Consider the following 26487-nt stretch of genomic DNA (forward strand, 5'->3'; position numbering starts at 1 on the left):
TATAAATATATGAACTTATTAGTACTCATATTCCTGAGTACGGGAGCTGCGGCACAATCAATAGGTATTCAAAATAACCCAGCTTTTCTAAATCAGGAAATGAGTATGGAAGCCAGAGTAGCCGACTTGATGAGTCGGCTCACCCTGGAACAAAAAGCTCAGTTGCTTAATCATCGTGGCAAGACAGTGGTTGTTGATGGCTTTTCTATCCGGGCAGATCAATGGAACCAATGTTTACATGGGGTGAAATGGACTGAACCTACTACTAATTTTCCTACAAGTATTGCGTTGGGAGCAACTTGGGATACTGAACTTATTCATCGTGTAGCAACTGTTATTTCTGATGAAGCCCGTGCCATATATAATGGTTGGAAACAAGATCCGGAGTTTCGTGGTGAACATAAAGGATTGATTTACCGCTCTCCTGTCATTAATATCAGCCGTAATCCTTATTGGGGCAGAATTAATGAAATCTTTGGTGAAGATCCTTATCATACGGGAAGGATGGGGGTGGCATACGTAAAGGGACTGCAGGGTGATGATTCTCACTATCTTAAATTAGCTTCCACCCTTAAACATTATGCAGTGAATAATGTAGAGGTAGACCGGATGAAACTCAGTGCCCAGGTTCCCGAAAGGATGTTGTACGAATATTGGCTTCCCCATTTTAAAGATTGTATTGTAGAAGGCAAAGCACAGTCAGTGATGGCATCTTATAATGCTATTAATGGTGTGCCTAATAATATAAATAAGTTGCTTTTGACTGATATTTTGAAGAATCAGTGGGGACATGAAGGATTTGTAGTATCTGATTTAGGCGGAGTGAAAACAATGGTTGAGGGGCATCATCAGCGTCAAATTTCATGTGAAGAGGCTGTTGGACGTAGTATCATGGCAGGGTGTGATTTCTCGGATGCTGAATATGAAAAATATATTCCTGATGCTCTCAGAAAGGGTTATTTGACAGAAGAAAGATTGAATGACGCTCTTCGCCGGGTTTTGCTGGTACGTTTTCGATTGGGTGAATTTGATGACTTTAAGTCGGTTCCCTATAGCCGTATTTCCCCCGATGTTATCGGTTGTAAAGAACATAGGAACTTGTCTTTGGAGGCTGCGCGTAAGTCCATTGTTTTGCTTAAGAATGAAAAGAAGTTATTGCCGATAGATAGAAGCATCATTAAACGCGTTGCCGTAATAGGTCCGTATGCTGATTTGTTTAATCAGGGTAATTATGGGGGAGTTCCGAAAGATCCGGTAACCCCCTTACAGGGAATTAAAAACGCTGTAGGGAATAACGTGGAAGTGCTTTATTGTAAAGGAGCTCAGATAACTCCGGTAAAGGTACGTAAAGGCCAACCCATTCCACCTCGATTCGATAAAGAGGCTGAAATGAAAAAAGCGGTTGAGATGGCAAGAAATAGTGATGTGGTCTTCTTGTTCGTTGGTACCACGGCAGATATTGAAGTTGAAGGACGTGATCGCAAAACTTTGGTTCTTCCCGGAAATCAGAATGAACTGGTAAAGGCGGTTTATGAGGTTAATAAGAAAGTGGTAGTGGTACTTATGAGTGCCGGTCCTGTTGCAGTTCCTGAAGTTAAAAAGAATATACCGGCTGTTTTACAAGCTTGGTGGCCTGGAGATGAGGGAGGAAATGCTATTGCTGATGTACTTTTCGGAGATTACAATCCTGGAGGAAAACTTCCTTATACAATGTATGCGTCTGATGAGCAGGTTCCCTCTACTGATGAATATGATATCTCTAAGGGATTCACTTATATGTATTTAAAGAAAAAACCACTTTTTGCTTTCGGGCATGGCTTAAGCTATTCAAAATTCCATTATTCGGATTTACAAATATCTTCTCCCGTTGTATCAGTCAATGATACTGTTTCGGTGGTCTTAAAAGTAAAGAATATGGGAAAGAGAACAGGAGAAGAGGTGGTTCAACTCTATGTAAGAGATGTGAAAGCGAAAGTGGTACGCCCGACTAAAGAACTCCGTGGTTTTAAGAGAATAGCTCTTCAACCCAATGAAGAACAAGAAATCCGGCTGATGCTTCCGGTTAAGTCCCTTGCTTTTTATGATGAATCTATTGGAGACTTTTTAGTAGAACCCGGAAGTTTTGAGATTCTTTTGGGAAGTGCCAGTGATGATATCAGGCTTCAAAGTAAATTAATAGTCAACTAAATAAAATTAAAAAAATATGAAATATCTCCATTCTATAATTAAGAGTTTTATTTTCTGTTGTTTTATATGTGTCAATTTCTGTTCAGTGGCTCAAGAAATGCAGTCCGCACAGACTATCACTTTCGAAGTTGATGTACAGAAAAAGATAGAACCTATGAAACCTATTTGGGCATGGTTTGGATATGATGAACCCAATTATACCTATATGAAGGATGGCCAAAAACTTCTTACCGAGTTGTCTGAGATGAGCTATACTCCGGTTAATGTGCGTGTACATAATCTTTTGACTACGGGTGATGGAACTCCGGCATTAAAATGGGGTTCGACCAATGCTTATACCGAAGATAAGAAAGGGCGTCCTATATATGATTGGACCATTGTGGATAGTATTTTTGATACTTTTATTGTTCGTGGAATGAAACCTTTGGTAGAAATTGGATTTATGCCCAAAGCACTTTCTGTCAAGCCTGATCCTTATCAGCATAATTGGAGTCCTGCTAATGCATACAATGATATTTATACAGGTTGGGCATATCCACCAAAAGATTATAATAAATGGCGCGAACTTGTGTGCCAGTGGGTTAAGCACTGCGTTGAAAGATATGGTGAAAATGAAGTCGCTTCTTGGTATTGGGAAGTGTGGAATGAGCCTAATATTGGTTATTGGAAAGGAACTTTCGAAGAGTATTGTAAACTTTATGACTATGCAGCTGATGGCCTTAAAAAAGCTTTTCCGAGAGCACGTATAGGAGGACCACATAGTACAGATCCAAGTAATGAAAGTGCTAATGCTTTCTTGCGCCGTTTCCTTGAACATTGTGTACGTGGCAAGAACTATGCAACGGGAAAGATTGGTTCCCCATTGGATTATGTTGGTTTTCATGCTAAAGGCGGTCCTCGTGTAGTAGATAATCGTGTTCAAATGAATATTGGACGTCAACTGCTTAATATCTCCAAGGGATTTGAAGCTGTGGCTTCATTCCCGGAATTGAAACATCTGCCTATTATTATCGGAGAATCTGATCCGGAAGGTTGTGCAGCTTGCTCTATTGAACATCATCCGCAAAATGCATATCGTAACGGAACCATGTATTCCAGCTATACGGCTGCTTCTTTTGCCCGCAAATATGAACTGGCAAGGAAGTATGGGGTTAATTTTATTGGTGCTGTTTCATGGTCATTCGAGTTTGAAAATCAGGCATGGTATGCAGGCTTTCGTGATTTGGCAACCAATGGCATAGATAAACCTGTACTGAATGTATTCCGTATGTTTGGTATGATGAAGGGGGATTTGGTTACCGTTAAATCTTCCGCACCTTTATCCGCGGATGAAATGTGCAAGAATAGTGTAAGGAGGACTGCTGATATTAATAGTATTGCGAGTACCGATAATAATAGTGTTGCTGTTATGGTATGGAATTATCATGATGATGATCTCTCTGCTCCGTCTTCTGATATAAGTATCAATGTAAAGAACATGACCGGACGACGTGTACTAGTGACACATTATCGGATTGATGATCAGTTTAGTAATTCTTATGAAGTATGGAAGGCAATGGGTGAACCTCAAAATCCTTCACCGGAACAATTGGAAATATTAGAGCGTAGCGGACAGTTACAAATGTATTCTTCACCTGTTTGGAAGGATGTGATTGGTGGAAAAATCACTGTGGATTTTTCGTTGCCTCGTCAAGGAGTATCACTCATTAAATTGACTTGGTAAAGGAAGTATTTCTTTTTAGGTTTTTCTAGATAAAAGTTTTGTTGGCAGACTTATTTTAGGGCTGCCAAGGGAACTTATTCTCTTTATTTCGAAAAATAATGTTTATTTTAAAGTATATAATTATGGAAAATTCAAATAAAAAAATGATAGGTATTATTCATGCTGCCCTTATATCAAGCAAGTCAGTCCAGCCCTTTATTGATGATATTATTCCTGATGTAACCGTGGCGCACGTGGTGGATGATACAATTCAGAATACCAATTTTGCTTCTAAACCAGGTGTGATTCCTAGAAGCAACTTTTATAAGTTTGCAACATATGCTCATTTTCTTGAAGAGGCTGGTGCCGACTTGATTTTACTGGCATGTTCCACTTTCAATCAGGCTGTGGAACTGGCACGTCCTATGATAAATGTTCCGTTACTACAGATAGATCGTCCAATGATGGATCTAGCTGTAAATCAGGGAAAACGCATAGGACTATTGGCTACTGTCCCTACTACTATTCCCGCTTCGGAAAGGTTACTTTATACAGCGGCGGCAGAAAGTGGGAAGGAGATTGAAGTTACGACTATACTTTGCTCGGAAGCATTTGAAGCTATAAAACAGGGGGAAGTTGATTTACATAACCGTTTGCTATTAACTCAAATAGACCGTTTGTCTGAAACAGTAGATGCAATTGTTCTTGCACAGGTATCTATGAGTGCATTGGAACCGATGCTTGTTAATACTAAAGTGCCTGTGTATAATAGTGGGCGTACTGGATTTGAAAGAGTGAAACAGATGTTGGATGCTTTATAAAAGGATAATGATATGAAAGTTGCAATCGGTTGTGACCCCAATGCTCTTGAGTTGAAAAATATACTAAAAGAGAATATTGTTGCCCAGGGGTATGAAGTCGTGGATTATGGAGGAGGGGATCCTATTTATGCAAATACTGCTTTATTGGTAGCTCGTGCCGTTTCTTCCAAAGAATGTGAAAGAGGAATTTTACTCTGTGGAACAGGTTTGGGGATGTGCTTAGCTGCTAATAAAGTTCCTGGAGCCTATGCAGTGGTATGTTCTGATAATTATTCAGTAGAACGTTCTATTTTAAGCAATAACGCAAATATTTTAGCTTTGGGAGCTCAGGTGCTTGGGATAGAGGTGGTAAAACAGATTGTTCTCCACTGGCTGGAACTGCGATATGAACATGGTGGGCGTTCTGAGGTAAAGATACAGCGTATCTATTCCATTGAGAGTGAGTATATGAAGTCTGAATAATTATTCAAAGAATTGCCATGTTTAGGAAAACGAAATTGTTTGATATGCCTGATATTTATACGGTCAATGCTTTTCCTTTAGGTAGTAAATTTTATATTGGTATGGGACCAGAAAAGTCAGGGAATCCATATTTGATAACTTATCCTTCATTGAATAAAACAGAGGCTGGAATAGCTCCTGGAGGAATGATGAGTCTGATTCCTGTTCCAGGTAGGAGTGATATGCTTGTTTCTGTAATGGGGCTTTTTCCACCTTTTCAGGGAAAAGATGCCGGAGTTTATCGGCATACCCGTTCAGGGGATATTTGGAATGTAGAGAAAGTATTGCATTTACCTTTTGCACATCGGTGTGAGATTCTTCATAAAAATCAGATAAATTATCTTTTTACATCGACTGTAAGCAAATGTAAGCGGGAACCGACTGACTGGTCGGAGGCTGGAGAAGTATTTCTTACTATATTAACGGATCTCTTTCAGCCAATGTGGAACGCAGAAAAGATAATGGGGAATATCTTTCGCAATCATGGTATGCTGAAAACCGTTTTACATGAAAAAGAGGTTGTTTGCGTATCAGGTACCGAAGGAATATTTTCTCTTTGTCCGGAGGGGCATGAAGTAAGAGTTACACAAGTCTTCGATAAAGAAGTTAGCGAATTTATTTTTATAGATATGGATGGAGATGGACAAGATGAGTTGGTGACTATAGAACCTTTTCATGGTGATTCTTTGAATATTTATAAATTGTTATCCACCGGTTGGAAAAGAATCTATGATGCTCCTTTAGCTTTTGGGCATGGCTTGAGTTCCGGAAGATTGGCAGGAATTCCTGTTGTGGTTGTCGGGAATAGGGCTGGTGTAGCTTCTTTAGATTTGTTTTGTATGGTGCGAGAAGGGAATAAATTCAGACGTTATTGCATAGAGAAAGGCACTGGGACAACCCAAACTCAAATATTTCACTATTTGGATGAGGATTATATACTCAGTGCCAATCAACTTAAGGGTGAGGCAGCATTATATTGTCTGAGACAGGGAGCTCTATATAAGTGATGTTTTGCTTTTATGACTGGTGTGGACTTAAAAAAATTATAAACTGATTCGTAGAACTGATTAATAAATAACTCAATGAAAAATATAGTATGTGAAAATGAGGTGGAAGTACAGCATCTTCCAGGAAGAGATCTTCAATGGCTTTTTACACCGGAACAGAATGTGTCTGAAGCTTTTTCAATGAATGTGGTTGTAATAAAACCCGGTTGTACAGTAACTCCAGCACATTCACATCCGGAAAAAGAAGAAGTAATTTATATTGTCGATGGAAGTGGGAAAACATATATTAATGGATATATATATGATGTCTGTAAAGGTACTGCGGTTTTATTTCCTAAAAAATCTATACATATGCTTAGGAATACGGGAGAGGTGGATATGAAAGTAGTTTGTTTCTTTACACCTCAGGCTACTTTAGCAGATTATGAATTCCATGAACAAGTAGTATTCCCCGAATAACATTTATCAATTAATTTAAAGGATAGTATATATGCAACGAATTATAAATAATGCTGATCATGTGGTAGAAGATATGTTAGAGGGTTTTATCGCTGCGCATGAAGATATTGTCAGCAGAACTCAAAATCCTCGTGTTTTGAAATATAATCAGGCTCCTGTTTCTGGTAAAGTTGGGATTGTGACGGGTGGAGGTTCTGGCCATAAACCTGCTTTTATCGGCTACTTGGGTAAAAATATGATAGATGCTGTAGCAGTTGGTGAAATATTTTCGTCTCCTACGGCAAAAGCATTTCTTGATGCTATCAGAGAAGCTGATTCGGGTCATGGGGTGGCGTGTCTTTATGGAAATTATTCCGGTGATAATATGAACGTGAAAATGGCTCGTATGCTTGCTGAAGAAGAAGGCATTGTAGTTAGAACAGTGGTCGCTAATGATGATGTAGCATCTGCTCCTAAGAGTGAAAGAGAAAAAAGGAGAGGAGTAGCTGGGGAAATCTTAATGTGGAAGACGGCAGGTGCTAAGGCTGCCTTGGGAGGCACTCTTGATGAAATCGTGCAAGTAACTCAAAGAACAATTGATAATACTCGTAGTATAGGGATAGGGTTAACCCCTTGTACTATACCAGCAGTGGGCAAGCCCAATTTTTCCATAGTACCCGGTTATATGGAGTTAGGGATTGGTCATCATGGAGAGCCGGGAATAAAGGTCACTGAACTAATGACTGCCAAAGAAATGGCCGAGGTCTGTACGGAAAAGATTCTTGATGATATACTGATAGAAGAAGAGAGTGAAGTAGTGGTTCTCGTGTCCGGTTTGGGGAGTACGCCTGTGATGGAATTATATATATTCTTCAATGAGGTGCGCCGATCGTTGGATATGCATAAAATACATATCCATCGTTCATATGTAGGCAACTACTTTACTTCACTCGATATGATGGGAGTTACGCTAACCATTCTTAAACTTGATAAAGAAATAACGGAATTGATAGACTTAGAGACAAATGCAGTTTCGTTTAAACAATTATAAATTCAAAGGATATGGAATACTTTTATAATGATCATAATGCAGGTATTGTAATAGATATTATCAATGCTATCCAAGCTAACAAAGTATACTTGAGTGATATTGATGGCCAAATAGGTGACGGAGATCATGGAATAAATATGAATAAGGGATTCACTATGGCTGGTGAACGTATATTTGCCAGCCAATCATTTACAACAGCAATGCAGATATTGGGAGATACTCTTTTGTTGGAAGTAGGCGGATCAATGGGACCTATTTATGGTACTTTCTTTCGCAAGTGTGCTTTTGCAATTAAGGATGTATCGGAAATAAATGCTGACTCTTTCTCTCAAATGTTAGAGAGTGCTCTTGAAGGTGTCAAAGATATTGGCGGAGCTAAAATAGGGGATAAGACATTGATAGATACCATGGAACCGGCTACGGTTGCTTTCAAAAGAGAGTGGGATATTTCAAAAGAATTTAGGAAAGCATTGAAAGTTGCTACAGTTGCTGCAGAAACGGGTAAAGAGTCAACAAGGGATATGATTGCTCGGATAGGGCGAGCTGCCAGGCTGGGCGAGCGTTCCTTAGGAGTGCTAGATGCGGGAGCTACCTCTTGTTATATAATACTGAAGGCTATGTTTGAATCTGTAGCATCTGTTTTAAAATGATATTTTATGAAGTTGAATAGTCGATTATATTTATTCGTACTCCCTTTGTTATTACTGTCTGGATGCACTTCGAATCAGGAAAGTGAACCTGTGGAAAATACTCCCAAACTGGTGTTCCGTCTTTCCAATGAATTAAAGCCGGATAGCAGGATATGGGAAATTTCCAATCTTTTTCGTAATGAATTGGAGAAAGCTTCACCTGATGGGGAAATCGAAGCTGGGGAGATAAAGGTTATTTTTTATGATCAGGGAACTGTAGGCTCTGAACGACAATTATTAGAGAGTTGCTATTTTGATGTACTCGAAATGGTTCAGGTTAATTCGTCAATTCTAACTACGATTGATCCTGCATATAGTATTTTAGATTTGCCTTATCTGTTTGTTACAGAGGAACAACATGCAAGAGTATTAAATGGTGAAATAGGCAGAAAGTTTCTTCAACGTTTGGCTAGATTCAATTTACATGGTCTGAGCTTTTATAGTACAGGATTCCGTAACCTGTTCTATAAATATCCGGTTGACAGCATAGAAGTAAAGAGTCCTCGTGATTTTCATGGGCTTAAGATACGGGTTATGGAGAGTCCGGTTATGATAAATTCCATTAATGCTATTGGAGCTACTGCTACCCCGATTCCTTTTTCGGAACTTTTTCAATCAATGAAGACTGGAGTTGTGGATGGAGCGGAAAATAGTGCCAGAATCTTTATGTCTTATAAATACTATGAGGCTGGTTGTAATCAGTTTACTTTAACCGAGCATTTTGCCAATCAACATATTCTGATAGCTAATGCCAAGTGGTTTGCATCTTTGGAGCCTAAGTATCAAAAAAGAATAAATGAAGCCATTATTATCTCTCAGCAGAAGTTCGATGAAATTTGGAAGCATACTACCGAAGAGTCGCTATGTGAAATGCAAAAACATGGGGTTATGGTCAATGAGATTAAAGATAAGACTCCTTTTATTACCAGGGCTAATAAGGTTATCGAGCAATTCAGTGATAGGTATCCGATGGAGTCAGAAGAATTGCTTTTTGATATAATGAATATACGTAACGAATCTTTTGATAATAAATAGTTATGAAATATATTAATATCGTTTTAGATTACCTCTTATTTGTTATTTTAGGAGTAATGTCATTTATTATGGCGATTAATGTACTATGTCGTTTTTGCCTTAATTTTTCAATCTATTGGGCAGATGAGTTGACACAGTCGTTGATGTTGTGGCTTACTTTTCTAGGAGCAGCTGTTGCTATACGTGAACATTTGCATTATTCTTTTAACTATATAGAACAAGTCGCTAAGGGCCGATGGAAAAAAATATTCATAATTGTCAACAAGAGTATTACTTTGGTTGGTATCTGTGTCTTGTTTTTCTGGAGTGTAGAAGTGACCGAAGGTATTGCGGATTGGATTATGCCTGCTATGGAGTTTAGCCGTGCTTGGATATATGGGGCTTGTCCGGTGGGATGTGTATTCATGTTGATTTATTGTATTACTGATATAATATCCAGTTTTAAAACTTCAAATTTATGACAGCTGTATTATTAATAACTTTTCTTGTTTTGCTACTATTTAATGTGCCGATAGCATTCTGCATGTTATTGTCTTCATTGGCTGCTTTGCTTTATGCGGATATTAACCCTATAATGGTAGCTTTGGAAACGACTCGTTCATTATCTAATTTCTATTCATTTTTGGCGGTTCCTTTTTTTATCCTTGCAGGTGAAATTATGAGCCAAGGTGGATTATCAATGCGTCTGATTTCATTTGTAAAATCATTTTTAGGGCATAAAAAAAGTGGTCTGCCCTTTGTAACTATTGTGGCATCTCAGTTGTTTGGTGCAGTTTCCGGTGCTTCTGCCGCAACTTGTGCTGCAATTGGAGGAATGATGATACCTGCATTGGAACGTAATGGATATCCGCGTCCGTTTTCTTCTGCATTATCAGCTTGTGCAGGGACAACAGGAGCTTTGATACCACCTAGTATTGCGCTTCTTTTGTATGGAACCATTGCTAATGTTTCTATAGAAAAACTTTTTGTAGGTGGAATTGTACCTGGAATATTGATTGGAATCGGGCTAATGATTGTAACTAGCAGATATGCGAAGAAATTTAATGTGGTAGTTGAGGAGAAAACCTGTTTGAAAGAGCGAATAAGATGTACTGCTAAATCTATATGGGTGATTTTGCTAATGCTTATTATCTTTGGGGGAATTATGGGAGGTCTCTTTACTGCTACAGAAGCATCGGCTGTAGCAGTTTTGTATGCTTTGCTGGTGAGTATGATTATCTATCGACAAATAAAAATAAAGAATCTTCCAAGTCTGTTTGTTGCTGCTGCGAAAACTACGGCTGCTCTTAGCTTTTTGTTGGCGTGTGCGAGTCTGTTTGCGTGGACATTGAGTATAGGACAAATACCTGTAATAATATCTAATGCCTTAATATCTTCAAGTGATAGTATTATTAGTTTCTTCAGTGTTGATTTATCACCTGAAACTTATTTCTTCTGGAAAAAAATTATTATTCTTGCTTTATTGAATATTGCTTTATTTTTTATCAGTATGTTTATTGATGTGGCTCCAGGATTATTGATTGTAGTTCCTGTATTGCTACCTGTAAGCGAGGCTATTGGAATGGGCACAGGATTATCCGCTGTACATTTTGGAGTGCTTGTTGTTTCTAATATGATTATAGGTCTTGTGACTCCCCCAGTTGGGAGTACTCTATTTGTGGCAAGTGGAGTAGGCAAAACTACTATCAATGAAATGCTTCCTTATGTTTTTCGTTTTCTGATGGTAATGATGATTGTGCAGTTATTGATTACATACATACCATTTGTCTCTACTGTACTGCCGTCACTGATGGGGTGAGAAATTGTGTTAATTACGTTGTTTTATTATTTGCTTATGATATAATTGCTTAAATTTGTTCTATACGAAGGAAAACACTAGTGGTAAACGAAGATAGAGAAATTTTGGAAAAGTTGAAAGCTGGAGATGTACAGGCTTTTGACATTATTTATGGCCAATACTATAGGGGGCTATTTGTATTTGCTTCCCAGTATGTGGATGAGTCGGATTGTGAGGAGATTATTCAAGATGTTATGCTTTGGCTATGGGAAAATCACCATATTCTTATTCCTGAATTGTCTTTAAAGTCTCTTTTGTTTTCTGCTGTTAAGAACAAATGCTTGAATAGAATAGCTCATCTGCAAATGCGACAACGTGTACATGAAAGATTATATGAGAAGTATAAGGAAATGTTTGAAGATCCTGATTTCTATATAGAAGGTGAGATTCTCAATTTAATTTCTAAAGCTATAAGTGAGTTGCCTGCAGATTATCGGGAAGCTTTTGAATTGAATCGATTTGAAAATTTAACTTATAATGAGATAGCGGAAATGACAGGGGTTTCATTCAAAACTGTAGCTTATCGGATCTCTCAGTCTCTGAGAATATTGAGAGTGAAGTTGAAAGATTATCTTCCATTAATATTGTGGTTATGAGATAGTAGTTGGTGATTAGTACTATGCAGCGTGTTGGCACACTACTAATCACTAACTATTCATAATTACCCTCACTCTCCTTCGTAATATTCACACAAGAAATATCGTGCAATGAAGTCCCAATACTCATGCAGCACCTCTTTTCCACCGGGGAAGGGAAGTTGCAGGTCGGGGAATAAACCTTTTGCCATACCGTATTTTAGAACATCAAAAGGGCAGGCACCCGGATAAGTGAATAAATTATATCCTTGGGTTGCGGCCTTTGCTGCATCGTAAGTCGGGTTATTAGGATCGCAGAAACAATAGGAAGTGTTTGGGCCTACCAGCATACCTTTGGCATTGGCATAAATAACGAAATTCCTTTCATCTCTTAATTCGGGTAACAGATTCTCATCCTTATTAGCCCATTTCAACTCTTCTACAAAGAACTTGCGTAGTTCATCATAAGTGGCAAAATAAAGTAAGGGTTCTCCTTTGCTGTATGCCAGACAACTTTCTACATCTTTTTTGAGTGGCATTCCGGGTTTTATCTCAGGAAGTGGTACCATATCCATTTCCAGTAAGTCCAGTCCCATCACCCAAATCGGAGTCGATGGTTCACTACAAATGGGAGCTTCTTCAAAAGAGGCATCCATTGCGTCATATACCTTCTGGCTGAGATTCACTAAATCGGGGTCGTGAGGGTTCTGGATAATTACTTCATCTTCCTCGAAAACAGCATACCGGGAGAGGAGTGTCCATAGGACAAATGAGATGTCCTCTACGTTGATTTCATCGGGGACGTATGAATCTGTCAATTTATAGAAAGGCAGATAAGATTTATATAATCTATGGTATGCATCCGAGAACTCTTTCCAACCGCCGGATTGGGCGATGGCATCTTGTAGATAAAGGGTTAGCGAAACGGCTGCATCCACTTTCTCTTCTTCAAACTTTTTACTGTATAAAGGAGATTGGTCAATTAAGGAAAGTAGTTGGTCGGAGAAGCCCAGATACCAGGAGTCTGTCGATACTTGTTTGCTGCGTTCGTTAGCTCCTAACCAACGCTTCATGTAAATTCTTGCTTGTTTCATATTGTTTGTTGTTAATTCTACAAAGATAGGGCTTTCCCTCGAACTTATCCCCGGCTCGTCGAAAATATTTACCGTGTTAGTGAGAATTTCATGCTGAAACCGAAGTCAGCACTGACCACCGGATAGGAGCTGGCAGATACTAACGGTGTGTTCTGCTGGCGGTCGTAGTAGAGGCGCAGGGTTAACAGGCGGCTCAGAGTGTAGTCTGCCGAACAGGAAATCTTCAGGGCTTTGTTGCCGTTAGTGGCTTGCGCAAAGCCTTGCTGGATGTCCCGGCAGAGGGCGGACTGATTGCGGAATGAGATGTCGGCACGCAGGGCGAGGTCATGACTGATACGGTTTTTACTGTCCTTCACGTTGCGGCGGCTGAAGAGGTTGAAGTTTATAATTTTATATCCCAGGCCGATAACAAAGTCGCGGGATGCGGTTTCCACCAGTTGACAGGCACTCATACTGAGGTTGAGGATGCGGCTGGTCTTATATTCCACTTTGGCGGTGAGGCCGTTTTTGAGGGTGGCGTCCATACCGATGAGTGGTGAGAATTGCTCGTTGATGGATACCATACTTATATCGAAACGTGATGAAGGGATAGGATTTCCCGTTTGCACATCTTCCACGAAGCCGATGTCGCCCATATAGCTCATGAAACTTTGGAAGGTGTTGTAGCTGCCTACACTGTAGGTGCTCCGATAGGCATGGTTCAGGTTTACGCTGCGGAAGTTCTTCTTGAACCAGGCTATCTTGGTGAGTCCGGTGTAGGTGACACGCCAGTTCGGCATCATGGAGAATAGGCTGGGGAAGAAGTCGAGGGCAGAGTTACGGGCACTCCTTCCGGTGTAGGCGGAGAGGAAGGCTGGTATCATGACATCGGGTGAATGCTTGCTGATGGTTCCGTTTGCCGGGTCGAAGGACTTTCCTGCAAGGGTGCTGCCTTGTGGGTATTGGCTGCCAAGGAACTGGGCTTCCACACGATTACGGATGACATCGAGGTTGTTGCGGAAACGCTCAAAGGTGCCGGAATGGTAGCCATCACTTGCGCTGTGGCGTTCGAAGGCGCTGCCTATGGAGATGATGCTCATGGAGAAATTGCCACTGCGGGTGTCCGGCATTCCCTCGAACATATATTGCATTTCACGACTGCGGTTGCGGGTACGATTGGCTGTCAGGTCTATCTTGAGGTCGCGTATCGGTTCGAGGGAGATGCGCAGTTGCAAATCTTCGAGGGCATTGCTGCTGGCAGGACTGACGACGGAGTCATTGCAGATGAGCCAGTCGTTTTGCAGGGCGCGGTCGATGTAGCCGTCGCCAGTGAAGCCGAAGGCAAAGTCCATTCCCGGGGCGAGGAAGCCTCCGTGTTTCTTCTGCCCGAACATGTCGCCCACTTCGGGACGGAAACCGGGGAGGGTCATGGCATACGTATTTTTATAAGTAAAACTAAAATTGCGCACACTCATGGCCAAGCGGGCAGTGTGCTGACCGAACTTATACCACCAGCCATCTTCCGGATTGGGACCGGGGATAACGGTGAGTTTGATGCGTGCCGTGTCCTGTGTGTCGATGCGGAGAGAATTGGCATTCAGAACCTTGTAGCGCACAGGATAACGGCGTCCGTCTACTGTGAGGGCGCTGACTTTGGGACGGCGGGAGTTCATGCCGTGGTTGATGGTCAGGGTGGTATCTGCCCGTAGTTGTATTTCTTTGTCGAAGCGGCGGGGCTTTTGCTCTTTAGTCGAAGTAGGCTTGCGGTAGGAGGCGGAGAAGCGACGGTTCACCTTCTTCAGATAGGGTATTTTGTTATAGAATGCTTCAAGATTGAAGCGAGAGTTGACGTCGATGCTGCGTTGATTGCTGACAGTGTTTCCCATCTCTATACCATCGGATAGAGAAACGCCACGATCCCAGTTGTAGGAAGAGGCGAAACGGAGGTCGGCACTGATCCAGTCGGTGATGGGGAATTTGTCGAACGGAAGTTTATAGGTGGCATTGAACGTTTGCTGGAAGTCGATAGGGCGACCGAGTGATAATAAACTGCGGCGTACGGTATCCTTCCATGCGGTGTATTCATCAGGGTAGAGATCTTTGTTCACTACGCCGTAGGGTTCTTCAATCTCGGCATGGGTGGCGGAGGTGAAGTTGAGGCGCAGATTCTTCGTCAGGTCCCAGCGCAGAGCGAAGTCACGGTTCCAGAGAAACTCTTTGGCGATGGAGATAGGAATGCCTTCAATACCTGTATCCCCGTTGTCTACGGATATTCCGGAGGTGAGGGCTTCGAGGTCACGGAGCTGGAGTTCATAATAATGGCGCGTCATGTCGGTATTGAAGGCGATGCTTTGGGGCAGCCAGTTCAGGTTGAGCTCTTTGACGAAACGCATCCACGGGGATTTGCTTTCCATCCTTTTGAAGGGTTCCCATGGGCGATAGACGGGTGCATAATTGTAGGTCATGGCAGCACGCCAGTCAGTTTCATTTTCGTAGGCAGTGGTGCTGCCCTGATTGTGGCGCAGGGAACGGGAATAGCTGAAAGTGAAGTTACCCGGGTCGTAAGGCATCGGGTTCTTGCTGATGATGCTCAGACGGGCGTTGCTGAGGCTGAAGTTGCGGTAAGTTGTTATCTCACGGGCGATGTTCATCAGCGAATCGCGTTCCCAGTCAGTGCTGAAGGCATCGAGGGCGTCATCCAGTAGCATATCTTTGTCAAGCGGGTTATATTTGGGAGTGGTGGCTTCTTTGGAATAGGAGAAATAGATGGGTGCGGCCAACTTGGCTTTCTTGGGGAAGAAGCGTCCGAGGTCGAAGGTGGTGGTGAAGCTGTACTGATAGTAATCGTCCAGCCGGCGTTCGCTGACGCTTTGTTCCAGTCCGCCGAAGCCTGCCGTTTCCACGTGTCCGGCAAGATTGATGCTGCCGATGTCGGAAAGTTGCACATTGAGGTTACCTTGTGCCGCCCAGCCGCCATCTTCGTTGAACTCGGTGAGGCGAAGTTCATTCACCCAAATCTCTGCCGACTTGACGGTGCGGGCATTGTTTCGCACACCAATCATCAGGGTCTTGACTTCTGCCAGTGAGGGGTTGCCAATCACGCTTATCTTGTTGGCGGGTTTGTCGGGGTCATACTCTGAGTAGACCTTGGCGTAGGTTACACCGCTATTCGAGATATTCTTCAGGCGGTTGCGGGCTTTCTTTACATTGGTGAGCACACTGAGGTCGATGTCCAGATTGTTAGCTTTGGGCCAGACGGCGAGGCATCCGGCGGTGGTGCTTCCGTTGTATTCTCCGTGTGGGGTGAGGGTGAGGGGAATTTCATATTCATAATAGTTGCCACGATAGTCCGAGCCGAGACGGATGAATACCGACAATTCACCGTCCTGCGGGTCGGTAGTGAGATCGGGCAGGGCTTCGGCATGGGCAAACATTTGCAGGCGTTTATATTGGCGCATGTCCATACTGGTGTTTTTGTAGACGGCACGGGCATCACCGGGAGCCAGCTTTTCAAGTTTCAGGCTCATGGCTTGCTCGTTCTGTTGGCGTAGTTGCGGCTGTCCGGGATCGATGACGCGGGAGATGCCCGGAGGCATGATATAATTCACCGGGGTGCGGTCGCCGTTTTCTTCAATGTTGACGGCGGACACTTCGAGTGTGGCGGAGCTTGTGGTGGAGACGCCTTGTTGGGTATTGTTCAGCGCATCGGTATAGGTGCGCCACTCACCGCGTATCAATTCCAGCGTGGCAAAGCGCAGCACGACGGGTTTCTCAAATCCGGTCAGGAACATGCGCATGAAGCGGATGGATTTGAAATCTTTTATACTTCCCACGGCCTCACCACTACGTACGGGTACTTTAAACTGATACCAGCTCACCTCTTCCGTCTGTCCGTTGCGCAGGCGGACGCTGACGGTTCGCTTGTCTGTGATGTAGTTTTGTCCTACTTTCAGGTCAGCGGGGGCGAGGTGGATTTTATACTGGAAATACTTCTCTGTTTCATTCAGGGTGTTGTCCTGATTGATGTCCTCCACATCGGGCACGGTCTTTGAGGAAATATCATATCTTTCCGGGGAGTCTTCCGAAGCGGTGGAGTTGCCTTCGGTGTTGTTGTAGTACTTGTAGCGTTCCAGAATGCTGCGTTCTTCCCGGTCATAGTCACTTCCGCGGAAGTAATGATAATTGTCGCCCGAGGGGTCGTTGTAGAACTTCTGATAGGTTTCAGTATCAACCAGCCCTTGCACTTGCGACAGATATTTCTGATAGGTTGGGAAAGTGCGCTCATCATCGGTTGAAAGTCCGTTTAGACCGACATCCTGACGACGACGGGCACCGGCAGCGTTGTCGAAAGCGTATACCACGCTACGGTCGCGCGGTACACGTCCCCAGACAGTTTCTTCGGTCTTAGTTACGTCTCCATCAATGGGCAGACCGTTCTCGAAAAACTTCTTGCCGTCTTTCAGGATATCTTCGGATACTTCACCGAGATTGAGGTAGAGATAGCCTCCGGAAATGTTCCGTGCAGGGGTCCGCTCCTGCACCCCAGCAGGGTTACTACCCCCCTCCTCATAGATGAAGGGGTCGAGCAGCCAAAACGTGACATATTCAATGTTCGCCGCTTCAAAATCACTTGTGTCCAGTTTACGCATCATGCCGCCCCAACGCTTTTCAGGGTTACGCAATGTGCCGTCGGCATTTAGGTCTGTATCCAGATTATATGGTCCCCGTTCCTGTGGGTAGTACGCCAGATTCAGCACGTTCATGGCGGCGGATTCTTGATAAGGCGTCTCCTTATTCGGGAAGAGTTCCTGTTCGTACACCTCGCGCACGTAATGGTTGCTGAGTTGGTTGAGGTCGTTCTTGATGTGCGTGGGTGTTAGTGAGGAATTGCGGCGGGTGAAGAGTCCGTCGATGTGATACCACGCCAGCAGTGCCCGGTTTTTACCGTAGGCGATATTGTTGCTGAGCGATGCTTCCGGGAAAAGGGCAGATGAGGAAGGGTTGTAAGGCGTGCTTGCCAGCATCCAGTACGACGGTTGGCGCAGGTCGATGCCGCTTTGCGTGCTCTCGAAATCGTCGATGTACGAGGCATTTTGTTGCAGGCCTTTGGCATGCCCCGGGATGAGATGGGCAAATTCCACACCAAGGTTGATACTGCTGGGTGCGGTGGCGGTGACGAAAGGCAACTTATCCAGCATGTTCGTCAACCACTGGCTTTCCTTTTTCCACGAGGCATTCAGCCCCCACAGTGTATTGGAGAGCGGCTCGTCACCCATTGCCACTTTACTCGTCAACGGCTTCTCGCTGAGGTGCATGATGCTTCCGCCGAAGGAGAAGTTCTGCGAAAAGTCGTAGGTGAAATTCAGTCCCATCATCGTTTTGCGCTGCATGCTGTAGAGCGTGTTGCTTTCCAGGTTTACGCTGATGGCGGTGCCTGCATCAATAATGCTTTGGTTGAGGATGGTGACCACGCCCAGTGTATAATCCACTGTATAGTCTGAATTCTCCATCAGCGTCATGCCGCCTGCTGTCACCCGTACTGACCCTTGCGGAATGTTCATGGCTCCCAGCCGTATCTCGTTTGCATTCGAGGCACGGTATTCTCCCGTCAGGCGGTATTTATTCTTCTCTGCCGTCTGCCGTGCCACGGTGCGGGTGGAGTCATATAGTTCCTGGAACACATATTTGTCTGCCAGCGCATCGTTCCCGATAGCCTTGCGCAGGTGACTGCCGAAAGGTTCCACTACAGGAAAGTAAATACGACCATCGGATGCCGTTACCGTATACCCCTCTACAAAGTCGAAGAAACCATCTGCGCCTGTCTGGTTCTGGCTGTTCAGACGGTCGAGGTTCATGACGCGTAACAGAGGTGTTCGGGCAATCTTACCTTCGGGTATATAACGCAGATACACTCCTGTCGTATCGCTCTGGTAGGTGATGTTCAACTGGAATTTTTCTTTCTGCACCGAGTAAGCATTGAGGCTGTAAACGTTCTTCATCATCAGGTCCCAGCAGGCGGCGTCGGGAGAGTTGGCGGTATTCTTCAATAGTTTCACGAACAGGCTCTGCCCTGTCTCCTTGATGTCCGAAGAAAATTCCCCCACCTGGTAGCTTCTTCCTCCAAGCGTAAATTCAAAGGCTACTGCCAATACTTCATCGGGTTGCAAGGTTTGTTTCAGCGAGATATAACCCAGTTTGCTGTTCAGTGTATATTCCGAGGAAGTGAGCAGGCGGGCACTTTCTATCTTTTCGTAATCCATGCCGCCTTCTACACCTGGGATGCCGTTCATGGTGTTGCTCACCTGACTGATGTCTCGGGCAGCAGCATACTGGCTAATCATCTGCGCATAGAGACTGTTGGCACTGTTGGCGGGCGCATTGACATTCGATGTTGGGTTGGACGGATTTCCCGTTCCTTGCCAAGCAGTGGTATTGCCTATGTGAAAAGCTTCTCCAAGGTCGGTCAGTGCTACGATGTTCCTCGGATTATCGTAGTTATTCCGCTTATTGGTCACCCATACTTCGATGCGGTTAATCGTAACTCCCGAAAGAATATTCGGAAGTTGAGCCAGATTCCTGTCATACGTATCCCGGAAATAATGTGCGAGGAAGAAATGGCGATTCTCTTCGTAGTTATCGGCAGAGAAGTCGAAAGTGGTGGTTTGTGCGCCACCGCGGCTTGTCACAGTCTTGGCTTCACTCTCTTGTTGGCTGATGACTGCTTGCAGTTTCAATTTGCCAAACTGTAAATCCGTGCGAATACCGAACAGAGCCGATGCCCCCCGTATCAGTGAGTTGTTGGTAGACATGCTCACATTTCCCGCTTCAATCAGTTTGATGATTTCATCTTCCTTTCCTTCATACTTCAGTTTTAGTTGTTTGGTGTCAAAATCAAATGTAGCGTCCGTATTGTAGTTCATGTTCAGGTTCACCTTATCGCCCACCTTTCCGTTGACGTTGATATTGATTTTCTCATCGAAGTCGAAGCCAAGCGTCTTGCGTTGGCTTTCGGGGAGCGAAGGATTCTTCACATTCTTGTAATTCATGCCGAAACTAAGTTCCGCATTACCTTGCGTGCGTATCTGCACCCCACCGGGACCGAAAAGCTTCTCCGCCGGGCCAAGGTTGAACTTCATATCCATAAAGTCGAAGGCTTCTTTTCCTTTACCGATTTGTTCTCCATTCTTCTGACGGTAATATGCTTGCATGGATTGTTTCAGTGTCCAGTCCAGATATTCTTCAGGGGTGAGTATCATCGGCACACCAATCTCGTTGTTTCCCAGTTTGGTACGTATGAAGTATTTGTCCGTCTTCGCATCATACTCCGCCTCTGTCCGCAGGTTCATGGGCGATTGCAGGTCGGCAGGGCGGGGCGAAAGGTCCTTTAGTGTACCTGGCACGGTTTTGCGAACGGAGTATCGGGGAGGGATAGTATCTTGTGCAGTTGTTGCCTCTTGTGGATTAGTTACATTTGTGCTTTGTTGTGTATTCTGTCCCATAACGACAAAACTGCTGGGCGTTAGCCACAGCAGTAATAACCAGATTATATGTCGTATGTATGAAGACTTCATGTGTATTCAATTGTATGATGCTTTCACGCCGGAGGGAAACCTTGCTCCGGTGCTACGCCGGCTAAAGTCTTTTCAGTGCCAGCTTAATCACCTGTTCCACCGGTGCATCCGGTTCTTCTTTCAGTATCGCCAGTACCACCTTTTGCGACGGTGCTTGCGCAAATCCCAGCATCGTCAGAGCAGCAATCGCTTCTTCCTGTACTTGCGCATTGGCAGCCGTCAGCATTCCGCCAAGACTTCCCATCGTACCTCCCGTAGCCGCAGCGCCTGTTCTGATTTTATCTTTCAAATCCACAATAACCCGTTGCGCTGTCTTTAACCCAATACCCTTCACCGTCTTCAGCATGTTTGCATTCTCCGTACTGATTACATTCACCAGTTCCGCCGGTGAAAGCGCCGAGAGTATCATTCGTGCCGTATTTCCACCGATGCCCGATACGGAAATCAGTAACAGGAATAACTCCCGTTCCTGTTTATCCGCGAATCCATAGAGAATATATGCATCCTCACGTATAGCCTCGTAGATATACAATTTACACTCCTTTTTGCCTTGAATGGCAGCATACGTATTCAATGAAATATTAACGGCATATCCCAAACCGTTACAGTCGATAACTGCGGTTGCCGGGCTGAGCTCGGCAAGTCCGCCTCTGATGTATTCTATCATAATGCTTATATAACGGGCGCGCGCGATGAATATTGTGTTCCCCCGTCATAGAGTCGAGAGAGTTTTGCAGAACTTTTTCCCCTGGAAATTGTTTTAGAGGGGTAAGTAATTGAGCATGCATAAGTTTGAAACAAGTCTTAATAAAGGAAAAACTCTGTGGAACTCTGTGTTGTTTTGTAGTGAAATTAAATGAAAATGCTTACTTTTGTGCCGATAAAATAGAAAACTGATAAATAAATCCAATAAAAGAATGAAAAAAGTAAGAGCAGCCATCGTTGGCTATGGCAATATCGGGCAATACGTGCTCGAAGCATTGCAAGCAGCTCCCGACTTTGAAATTGCAGGTGTTGTACGCCGTGCAGGAGCAGAAAACCGTCCCACAGAACTAAGTGAATACCCTGTAGTGAAGAATATCAAGGAATTAGAAAGCGTTGATGTAGCTATTCTTTGTACGCCGACCCGTAGCGTAGAATCTTTTGCTAAAGAAATTCTTGCCCTGGGCATTAATACGGTTGATAGCTTTGATATCCATACCGGTATCGTAGATTTGCGCCGTACGCTGAATGCTTTTGCCAAGGAACATAACGCAGTTTCTATCATTTCCGCCGGTTGGGATCCGGGAAGCGATTCTATCGTACGTACTCTATTGGAAGCCATTGCTCCGAAGGGAATTACATACACCAATTTTGGCCCGGGAATGAGCATGGGACATACTGTTGCTGTAAAAGCTGTTGACGGTGTGAAAGCTGCCCTTTCTATGACAATTCCTACAGGAACAGGTATCCATCGCCGTATGGTTTACATTGAACTGGAGGACGGTTATGAGTTTGATAAAGTGGCTGCTGCCATCAAGGCCGATGCCTACTTCGTGAATGATGAAACACATGTGAAACAAGTACCCAGCGTAGATGCTTTGCTTGACATGGGACATGGTGTAAACCTCACTCGCAAAGGTGTTTCTGGTAAAACTCAGAATCAATTATTCGAATTCAATATGCGCATCAATAACCCTGCACTTACAGCTCAGGTGCTGGTTTGCGTAGCTCGTGCTTCTATGCGTCAGCAACCGGGTTGCTACACTATGGTAGAAGTTCCGGTTATTGACCTTCTGCCGGGTGACCGCGAAGAATGGATCGGACATTTAGTGTAAATAAATAGGACTGGTATTTACCTTACTAAAATAGACCATCTATCCGACTGGAATAGATGGTCTATTTGCTTTAAGTAGATGGTCCGTTTCATCCGAACAGACCATCTGTGTTTTTATTAGGTAGAACAATGCGTCAGAACAGGAATCGCAAGATATCGTTGAAGTTTGCCCAAAGCAACAACCCGAACAACAGGAACATACCTACCATTTGCGCACGCTCCATAAATTTGTCACTTGGTTTGCGGCGGGCTACAATTTCATAAATCAGGAACAGTACATGCCCGCCATCCAGTGCCGGAATAGGCAGAATATTCATGAAGGCAAGGATAATGGAAAGGAATGCCGTCATATACCAGAACTGGTGCCAATCCCATGTAGCAGGGAAGATGCTGCCGATAGTTCCGAAACCACCCAGTTGCTTGGCTCCCTCTTTGGAGAAGAGGTATTTCATCTGTCCTACATAACCTTTCAGCGTTTTCACACCCAGTGCCGCACCGGCAGGAAAAGAGGCGAAGAAGCTGTATTCCTTTTTTACTACGGGAAGTAATTGATTGGTCGTCATGCGCGCCACTACACCTATTTCATACAAAGAATCTGTAGCAAAAGTTAGGGTATCCGTCACTCCTGCACGTATATACGTCAATGTGATATCATGAGGAGCCAAACCGTCTTTCTGACGGCGTGCTATCTCTCTTTTGAAGTCGAAATAAGCGATATTCTCTCCATCCAATTGTGTGATGCTGTCACCCGGTTGCAGTCCGGCAAGGGCGGCAGGGCGATTGGGAAGTATACTGTCAATCACATACGGATAGCGGAATGAGGCGAAACGTACACTGTCAGCCAGTAAGCGCTCCATCATATCTTCCTGAATGTAAACCGAGGCTTTCTCTCCACCACGCAGTACGGTTACTTCACGGGCATCAACAACACTTGTCAACAGGTCGCCATCGTAACGTTCGAAAGGTACACCATCGGCAGATATCAGTATGTCACCGTCACGGAAACCGATGGCTTTTGCGGTTTCATTGAACTCCATACCCAACGGAGCTTTCTGCACCGGAACGTATTCATCGCCCCATGTAAAGAGTATCATGGAGTAAATGAACAACGCCAGCAGGAAGTTGAACACTACGCCGCCCACCATAATGAGCAATCGTTGCCACGCCGGTTTGGCACGGAATTCCCACGGTTGCATAGGCTGTTGCATCTGCTCGGTGTCCATAGACTCGTCTATCATACCTGATATTTTCACATAGCCACCTAACGGTAACCAACCGATGCCATATTCTGTATCACTGTTTTTGGGCTTGAACTTGAATAGAGTGAACCACGGGTCGAAGAACAAGCAAAACTTTTCTACCCGCGTCTTGAAGAGGCGGGCGAAGAGGAAGTGCCCTCCCTCATGAACAATAACGAGCAACGAAAGGCTCATAATGAGTTGTAGGGCACGAATCAAAAATGTTTCCATCTAATAAACTTTCTATTTTTACTATTTACAATTTACTATATTAAATGCGGCTTATTACTAATCACTTAGACCGCTAATCACTTTATAAGTTCCTGTGCAATCCGGCGCGCCATCGCATCTGTAGCCACATAATCTTCGTATTCCGGCTTTTCTACAAATGCTACAATCGACATTGTTTTTTCTATCACATCACTCATCCCGAGGAACGAAATCTCATCCCGTAGGAAAGCGGCTACCACCACTTCATTCGCCGCATTAACAATGCAAGGCATATTTCCTCCCTTATGCAAAGCTTCGTAAGCCAATGCCAGGTTGCGGAAACGGGTTGTATCCGGTTGCTCAAAAGTCAGATTTGTGCACATCTTAAAATCCAATCTAGGGAACGAAGCTTTCAGGCGTTGCGGATAAGAAAATGCATACTGGATAGGCAAGCGCATATCCGGCATACCCAATTGCGCCTTTACCGCACCATCCTCAAACTGTACCATAGAATGGATGATAGACTGCGGATGTACCACTACTTCAATTTGGTCGGGGCGCACGCCGAACAGCCATTTTGCTTCTATCACTTCGAATCCTTTGTTCATCATTGAAGCGGAGTCAATCGTAATCTTCGCTCCCATATCCCAGTTGGGATGTTTCAATGCTTGCACTTTGGTTACCGTAGCCAGTTGTTCCATTGTACAGTTGCGGAACGGGCCGCCGGAAGCCGTAAGAATAACCTTTTCTAGCGGGTTTCCGAGTTCTCCTGCCAAACACTGAAAAACAGCCGAATGTTCAGAATCTACCGGCAATATAGGTGTGCCGGAGAGGCGTGCCAGATCGTTGATCAGTTCGCCGGCCACCACAAGCGTTTCCTTATTGGCAAGGGCGATAGGTTTCCGGGCACGTATGGCGTTCATCGTCGGTTTCAATCCGGCATAACCCACTATGGCGGTCAGAACGATGTCAATCTCAGAGTCCTCCACAATTTGGCAGATGGCTTCCGTTCCCGCATATACTTTGATAGGCAGGTCGGCGAGCGCTTCTTTCAGTTGGGCATATTTCGTTTCGTTGGCTATGACTACTGCTTCAGGCTTGAACTTCCGCGCCTGAACAATGAGTTCTTCTACCCGGTTGTTGGCAGTCAGCACATAAGCTTCGTACTGGTCGGATTGCTCCTCAATAACCTGTAATGCTTGTGTACCGATGGAACCTGTGGAACCGAGTATAGCAATTTGTTTCTTCATTTATATATTTACGGTTTGACTACTTTGTTAATCACTAATCACTCTTCACTTATCACTAAAATACGATATATTGTTCCGGATTTACTGCCCGTCCTTTATGCCACAACTCAAAGTGCAGATGAGGACCGGTAGTCAATTGGCCACTGTTTCCTACCAGTGCAATGGCTTCTCCGGCTTGCACGGCATCACCTTCCCGTTTCAGTAGGGAGCCGCAATGTTTGTACACGGATATGAAGTCCTGGTTATGCTGTACCTCTATCACATACCCCGTTTCGGCAGTGTATGTGCTCAGTATGACTGTACCGTCTAGCGTAGCAAGTACACTTTCTCCGGGATTGGCGGCGATATCCGTGCCGTAATGTTTCCTGTCAGCATCAAATTTATCCGTAATCATACCCCGTGTAGGGCGATAAAATATCAATCCCTCTATATCGGGGCGGGCGGTGATGCTTGTCAGATTATATTTTTCTGTTTCTTCATACTGTTTGCGAAATTCCGCTTCCCGTTGTGTACGTTCCATCAATGAGTCTTCTCGTACGGTGGTTAGAGAGTCCATCGAGTGAACTGTATCTACGCGTACTGTTCCACGGAAAATATCCTGTATATTCATGATATACAGATTTTGGCGTTCCACCAACTGTTGGAGTGAGTCTGCGCGCAAGGCATTTTCCACTACCTGGGCACGGACGTCACTGTTCATGTATCCCGGCAGGTAGTTGCGCAAAGGAGTAAAAGTAATGATAGCTGCGGCAATCAGAAACAGTACCGTCAGTACGGAAAGCAATACCGAAATACCATTCAGCTTGGACACACGGATACCTACCACTTCTTCGAGTGTATTCTCGTTGATAATGGTCAGTTTATATTTGAACTTAATGTTGTTCCAAAAAGCTTTATGCCGTTTCTTTTTCATCATACGCATTTATCACTCTATCACTTATCACTCTTCTCATACCTCTTCTGTTTCATCCAGTGCCAGCAACCCTTCCGGTAATTCCATCGTAATTACTTTGTGTTTCTGGTCAATGTTTCTGATGAATTCTTCCTGTGCAGGGATTAGTAGTTCTTCTCCCTGATAATCTACTACAAACAAAGTATTGATGGTTGTAGTGTCCACTTCCGTCACTTCTCCCAAGTCTCCGTGCTTCACTTCTTCCACACGACAACCGACGAAGAAATCCCATGTCAGTTCTCCCGGTGCAGCATCCTCGGCATGTTGGGCAGGGAAGTAAACTTCCACATTGGTAAACATCCGAGCACGTTCCGCCGTATCTATTCCTTCCAGTTTCACCAGCGCGGTGAAGTCGGAACGGAAACGATACTCTTCTAAAAAGAAAGGTACAAAAATACCATCCAACTGGCAGATGAGGTATTCCGCTTCCACCCGGTCGAAGATATCGTCGGTGAATGTAAAAGACAACTCGCCATGAATTCCATGCGGTTTGTTGAACACTCCTATTTTATATACGTCTTCTTTGCGTATCAT

Annotated in this window: 20 protein-coding genes; 13 read left to right on the top strand and 7 right to left on the bottom strand. The window is 44.1% G+C overall.

The window, feature by feature from the left end:
• Window positions 1-9 precede the first annotated feature (9 nt).
• The 12 genes from HMPREF9447_RS16070 to HMPREF9447_RS16125 all read left to right on the top strand — a co-directional run bounded on the left by HMPREF9447_RS16070 (window position 10) and on the right by HMPREF9447_RS16125 (window position 11864).
• Window positions 10-2187 carry a glycoside hydrolase family 3 C-terminal domain-containing protein gene (locus HMPREF9447_RS16070; protein WP_167549123.1) on the top strand — a complete coding sequence of 726 codons (2178 nt, stop codon included), beginning with the start codon at window positions 10-12 and terminating at the stop codon, window positions 2185-2187.
• A gap of 16 nt (window positions 2188-2203) precedes the next feature.
• Window positions 2204-3910, top strand: coding sequence for a GH39 family glycosyl hydrolase (locus HMPREF9447_RS16075; RefSeq protein ID WP_009130807.1), 1707 nt, complete (start codon window positions 2204-2206; stop codon window positions 3908-3910).
• A gap of 143 nt (window positions 3911-4053) precedes the next feature.
• On the top strand, window positions 4054-4710 hold the full coding sequence (locus HMPREF9447_RS16080; protein WP_208860738.1) for an aspartate/glutamate racemase family protein: 657 nt from the start codon (window positions 4054-4056) through the stop codon (window positions 4708-4710).
• Window positions 4711-4722: 12 nt separating this feature from the next.
• The gene (locus tag HMPREF9447_RS16085) at window positions 4723-5172 is read left to right on the top strand and encodes an RpiB/LacA/LacB family sugar-phosphate isomerase (protein ID WP_009130809.1); all 450 of its coding nucleotides are present in this window, start codon (window positions 4723-4725) and stop codon (window positions 5170-5172) included.
• A gap of 44 nt (window positions 5173-5216) precedes the next feature.
• Window positions 5217-6218 (top strand): hypothetical protein, encoded by a 1002-nt coding sequence (locus tag HMPREF9447_RS16090; protein ID WP_148374836.1) that lies wholly within the window; start codon window positions 5217-5219, stop codon window positions 6216-6218.
• A 75-nt stretch (window positions 6219-6293) separates the two neighbouring features.
• On the top strand, window positions 6294-6677 hold the full coding sequence (locus HMPREF9447_RS27460; RefSeq protein WP_009130811.1) for a cupin domain-containing protein: 384 nt from the start codon (window positions 6294-6296) through the stop codon (window positions 6675-6677).
• Window positions 6678-6708: 31 nt separating this feature from the next.
• On the top strand, window positions 6709-7707 hold the full coding sequence (locus HMPREF9447_RS16100) for a dihydroxyacetone kinase subunit DhaK (protein WP_009130812.1): 999 nt from the start codon (window positions 6709-6711) through the stop codon (window positions 7705-7707).
• Between the two features lie 11 nt (window positions 7708-7718).
• Window positions 7719-8357 carry a dihydroxyacetone kinase subunit DhaL gene (dhaL, locus tag HMPREF9447_RS16105; RefSeq protein ID WP_009130813.1) on the top strand — a complete coding sequence of 213 codons (639 nt, stop codon included), beginning with the start codon at window positions 7719-7721 and terminating at the stop codon, window positions 8355-8357.
• Window positions 8358-8363: 6 nt separating this feature from the next.
• On the top strand, window positions 8364-9431 hold the full coding sequence (locus HMPREF9447_RS16110) for a TRAP transporter substrate-binding protein (protein ID WP_009130814.1): 1068 nt from the start codon (window positions 8364-8366) through the stop codon (window positions 9429-9431).
• Window positions 9432-9433: 2 nt separating this feature from the next.
• Window positions 9434-9892, top strand: coding sequence for a TRAP transporter small permease (locus HMPREF9447_RS16115; RefSeq protein WP_009130815.1), 459 nt, complete (start codon window positions 9434-9436; stop codon window positions 9890-9892).
• Window positions 9889-11229, top strand: a complete 1341-nt coding sequence (locus tag HMPREF9447_RS16120; RefSeq protein ID WP_009130816.1) for a TRAP transporter large permease — start codon at window positions 9889-9891, stop codon at window positions 11227-11229. Before HMPREF9447_RS16115 ends, HMPREF9447_RS16120 begins: the two co-directional genes overlap by 4 nt.
• Before the next feature lie 80 nt (window positions 11230-11309).
• Entirely contained in the window at window positions 11310-11864 is a 555-nt protein-coding gene (locus HMPREF9447_RS16125; RefSeq protein ID WP_009130817.1) for an RNA polymerase sigma-70 factor, read from the top strand.
• Window positions 11865-11935: 71 nt separating this feature from the next.
• Here HMPREF9447_RS16125 and HMPREF9447_RS16130 read toward each other — a convergent pair whose 3' ends face one another.
• The 3 genes from HMPREF9447_RS16130 to ruvA form a co-directional block, all read right to left on the bottom strand.
• Entirely contained in the window at window positions 11936-12937 is a 1002-nt protein-coding gene (locus tag HMPREF9447_RS16130) for a DUF3843 family protein (RefSeq protein WP_009130818.1), read from the bottom strand.
• A 68-nt stretch (window positions 12938-13005) separates the two neighbouring features.
• The gene (gene sov / locus HMPREF9447_RS16135; protein WP_044138230.1) at window positions 13006-20487 is read right to left on the bottom strand and encodes a T9SS outer membrane translocon Sov/SprA; all 7482 of its coding nucleotides are present in this window, start codon (window positions 20485-20487) and stop codon (window positions 13006-13008) included.
• 61 nt (window positions 20488-20548) lie between these two features.
• Entirely contained in the window at window positions 20549-21154 is a 606-nt protein-coding gene (ruvA, locus tag HMPREF9447_RS16140) for a Holliday junction branch migration protein RuvA (protein WP_009130820.1), read from the bottom strand.
• A 250-nt stretch (window positions 21155-21404) separates the two neighbouring features.
• On the opposite strand from ruvA, the gene HMPREF9447_RS16145 reads away from it, so the two are divergent.
• A complete protein-coding gene (locus HMPREF9447_RS16145) occupies window positions 21405-22304 on the top strand; it encodes a diaminopimelate dehydrogenase (RefSeq protein ID WP_009130821.1) in 900 nt (299 codons plus the stop codon).
• A gap of 133 nt (window positions 22305-22437) precedes the next feature.
• On the opposite strand, the gene rseP is transcribed toward HMPREF9447_RS16145, so the two are convergent.
• From rseP to rimM, 4 genes are all read right to left on the bottom strand, one after another.
• Complete coding sequence (gene rseP, locus HMPREF9447_RS16150; RefSeq protein WP_009130822.1) at window positions 22438-23772, bottom strand: RIP metalloprotease RseP; 1335 nt, start codon at window positions 23770-23772, stop codon at window positions 22438-22440.
• Between the two features lie 77 nt (window positions 23773-23849).
• Entirely contained in the window at window positions 23850-25001 is a 1152-nt protein-coding gene (locus tag HMPREF9447_RS16155; protein WP_009130823.1) for a 1-deoxy-D-xylulose-5-phosphate reductoisomerase, read from the bottom strand.
• A 55-nt stretch (window positions 25002-25056) separates the two neighbouring features.
• Window positions 25057-25917, bottom strand: coding sequence for a M23 family metallopeptidase (locus HMPREF9447_RS16160; protein WP_044138284.1), 861 nt, complete (start codon window positions 25915-25917; stop codon window positions 25057-25059).
• Window positions 25918-25950: 33 nt separating this feature from the next.
• Window positions 25951-26487 (bottom strand): ribosome maturation factor RimM, encoded by a 537-nt coding sequence (gene rimM, locus HMPREF9447_RS16165; protein WP_009130825.1) that lies wholly within the window; start codon window positions 26485-26487, stop codon window positions 25951-25953.

The organism is Bacteroides oleiciplenus YIT 12058, assembly GCF_000315485.1.
Classification (GTDB): domain Bacteria; phylum Bacteroidota; class Bacteroidia; order Bacteroidales; family Bacteroidaceae; genus Bacteroides; species Bacteroides oleiciplenus.

What these genes read in the sequence shown, in the direction of transcription:
- HMPREF9447_RS16090 (WP_148374836.1), top strand. Translation starts at nt 5,217, where the DNA reads ATGCCTGATATTTATACGGTCAATGCTTTTCCTTTAGGTAGTAAATTT.
- rimM (WP_009130825.1), bottom strand. Translation starts at nt 26,487, where the DNA reads ATGATACGCAAAGAAGACGTATATAAAATAGGAGTGTTCAACAAACCG.
- HMPREF9447_RS16080 (WP_208860738.1), top strand. Translation starts at nt 4,054, where the DNA reads ATGATAGGTATTATTCATGCTGCCCTTATATCAAGCAAGTCAGTCCAG.
- HMPREF9447_RS16100 (WP_009130812.1), top strand. Translation starts at nt 6,709, where the DNA reads ATGCAACGAATTATAAATAATGCTGATCATGTGGTAGAAGATATGTTA.
- HMPREF9447_RS16160 (WP_044138284.1), bottom strand. Translation starts at nt 25,917, where the DNA reads ATGATGAAAAAGAAACGGCATAAAGCTTTTTGGAACAACATTAAGTTC.
- rseP (WP_009130822.1), bottom strand. Translation starts at nt 23,772, where the DNA reads ATGGAAACATTTTTGATTCGTGCCCTACAACTCATTATGAGCCTTTCG.
- HMPREF9447_RS16110 (WP_009130814.1), top strand. Translation starts at nt 8,364, where the DNA reads ATGAAGTTGAATAGTCGATTATATTTATTCGTACTCCCTTTGTTATTA.
- HMPREF9447_RS27460 (WP_009130811.1), top strand. Translation starts at nt 6,294, where the DNA reads ATGAAAAATATAGTATGTGAAAATGAGGTGGAAGTACAGCATCTTCCA.
- ruvA (WP_009130820.1), bottom strand. Translation starts at nt 21,154, where the DNA reads ATGATAGAATACATCAGAGGCGGACTTGCCGAGCTCAGCCCGGCAACC.
- HMPREF9447_RS16070 (WP_167549123.1), top strand. Translation starts at nt 10, where the DNA reads ATGAACTTATTAGTACTCATATTCCTGAGTACGGGAGCTGCGGCACAA.
- HMPREF9447_RS16085 (WP_009130809.1), top strand. Translation starts at nt 4,723, where the DNA reads ATGAAAGTTGCAATCGGTTGTGACCCCAATGCTCTTGAGTTGAAAAAT.
- HMPREF9447_RS16155 (WP_009130823.1), bottom strand. Translation starts at nt 25,001, where the DNA reads ATGAAGAAACAAATTGCTATACTCGGTTCCACAGGTTCCATCGGTACA.
- HMPREF9447_RS16115 (WP_009130815.1), top strand. Translation starts at nt 9,434, where the DNA reads ATGAAATATATTAATATCGTTTTAGATTACCTCTTATTTGTTATTTTA.
- HMPREF9447_RS16075 (WP_009130807.1), top strand. Translation starts at nt 2,204, where the DNA reads ATGAAATATCTCCATTCTATAATTAAGAGTTTTATTTTCTGTTGTTTT.
- HMPREF9447_RS16145 (WP_009130821.1), top strand. Translation starts at nt 21,405, where the DNA reads ATGAAAAAAGTAAGAGCAGCCATCGTTGGCTATGGCAATATCGGGCAA.
- HMPREF9447_RS16120 (WP_009130816.1), top strand. Translation starts at nt 9,889, where the DNA reads ATGACAGCTGTATTATTAATAACTTTTCTTGTTTTGCTACTATTTAAT.
- HMPREF9447_RS16130 (WP_009130818.1), bottom strand. Translation starts at nt 12,937, where the DNA reads ATGAAACAAGCAAGAATTTACATGAAGCGTTGGTTAGGAGCTAACGAA.
- dhaL (WP_009130813.1), top strand. Translation starts at nt 7,719, where the DNA reads ATGGAATACTTTTATAATGATCATAATGCAGGTATTGTAATAGATATT.
- sov (WP_044138230.1), bottom strand. Translation starts at nt 20,487, where the DNA reads ATGAAGTCTTCATACATACGACATATAATCTGGTTATTACTGCTGTGG.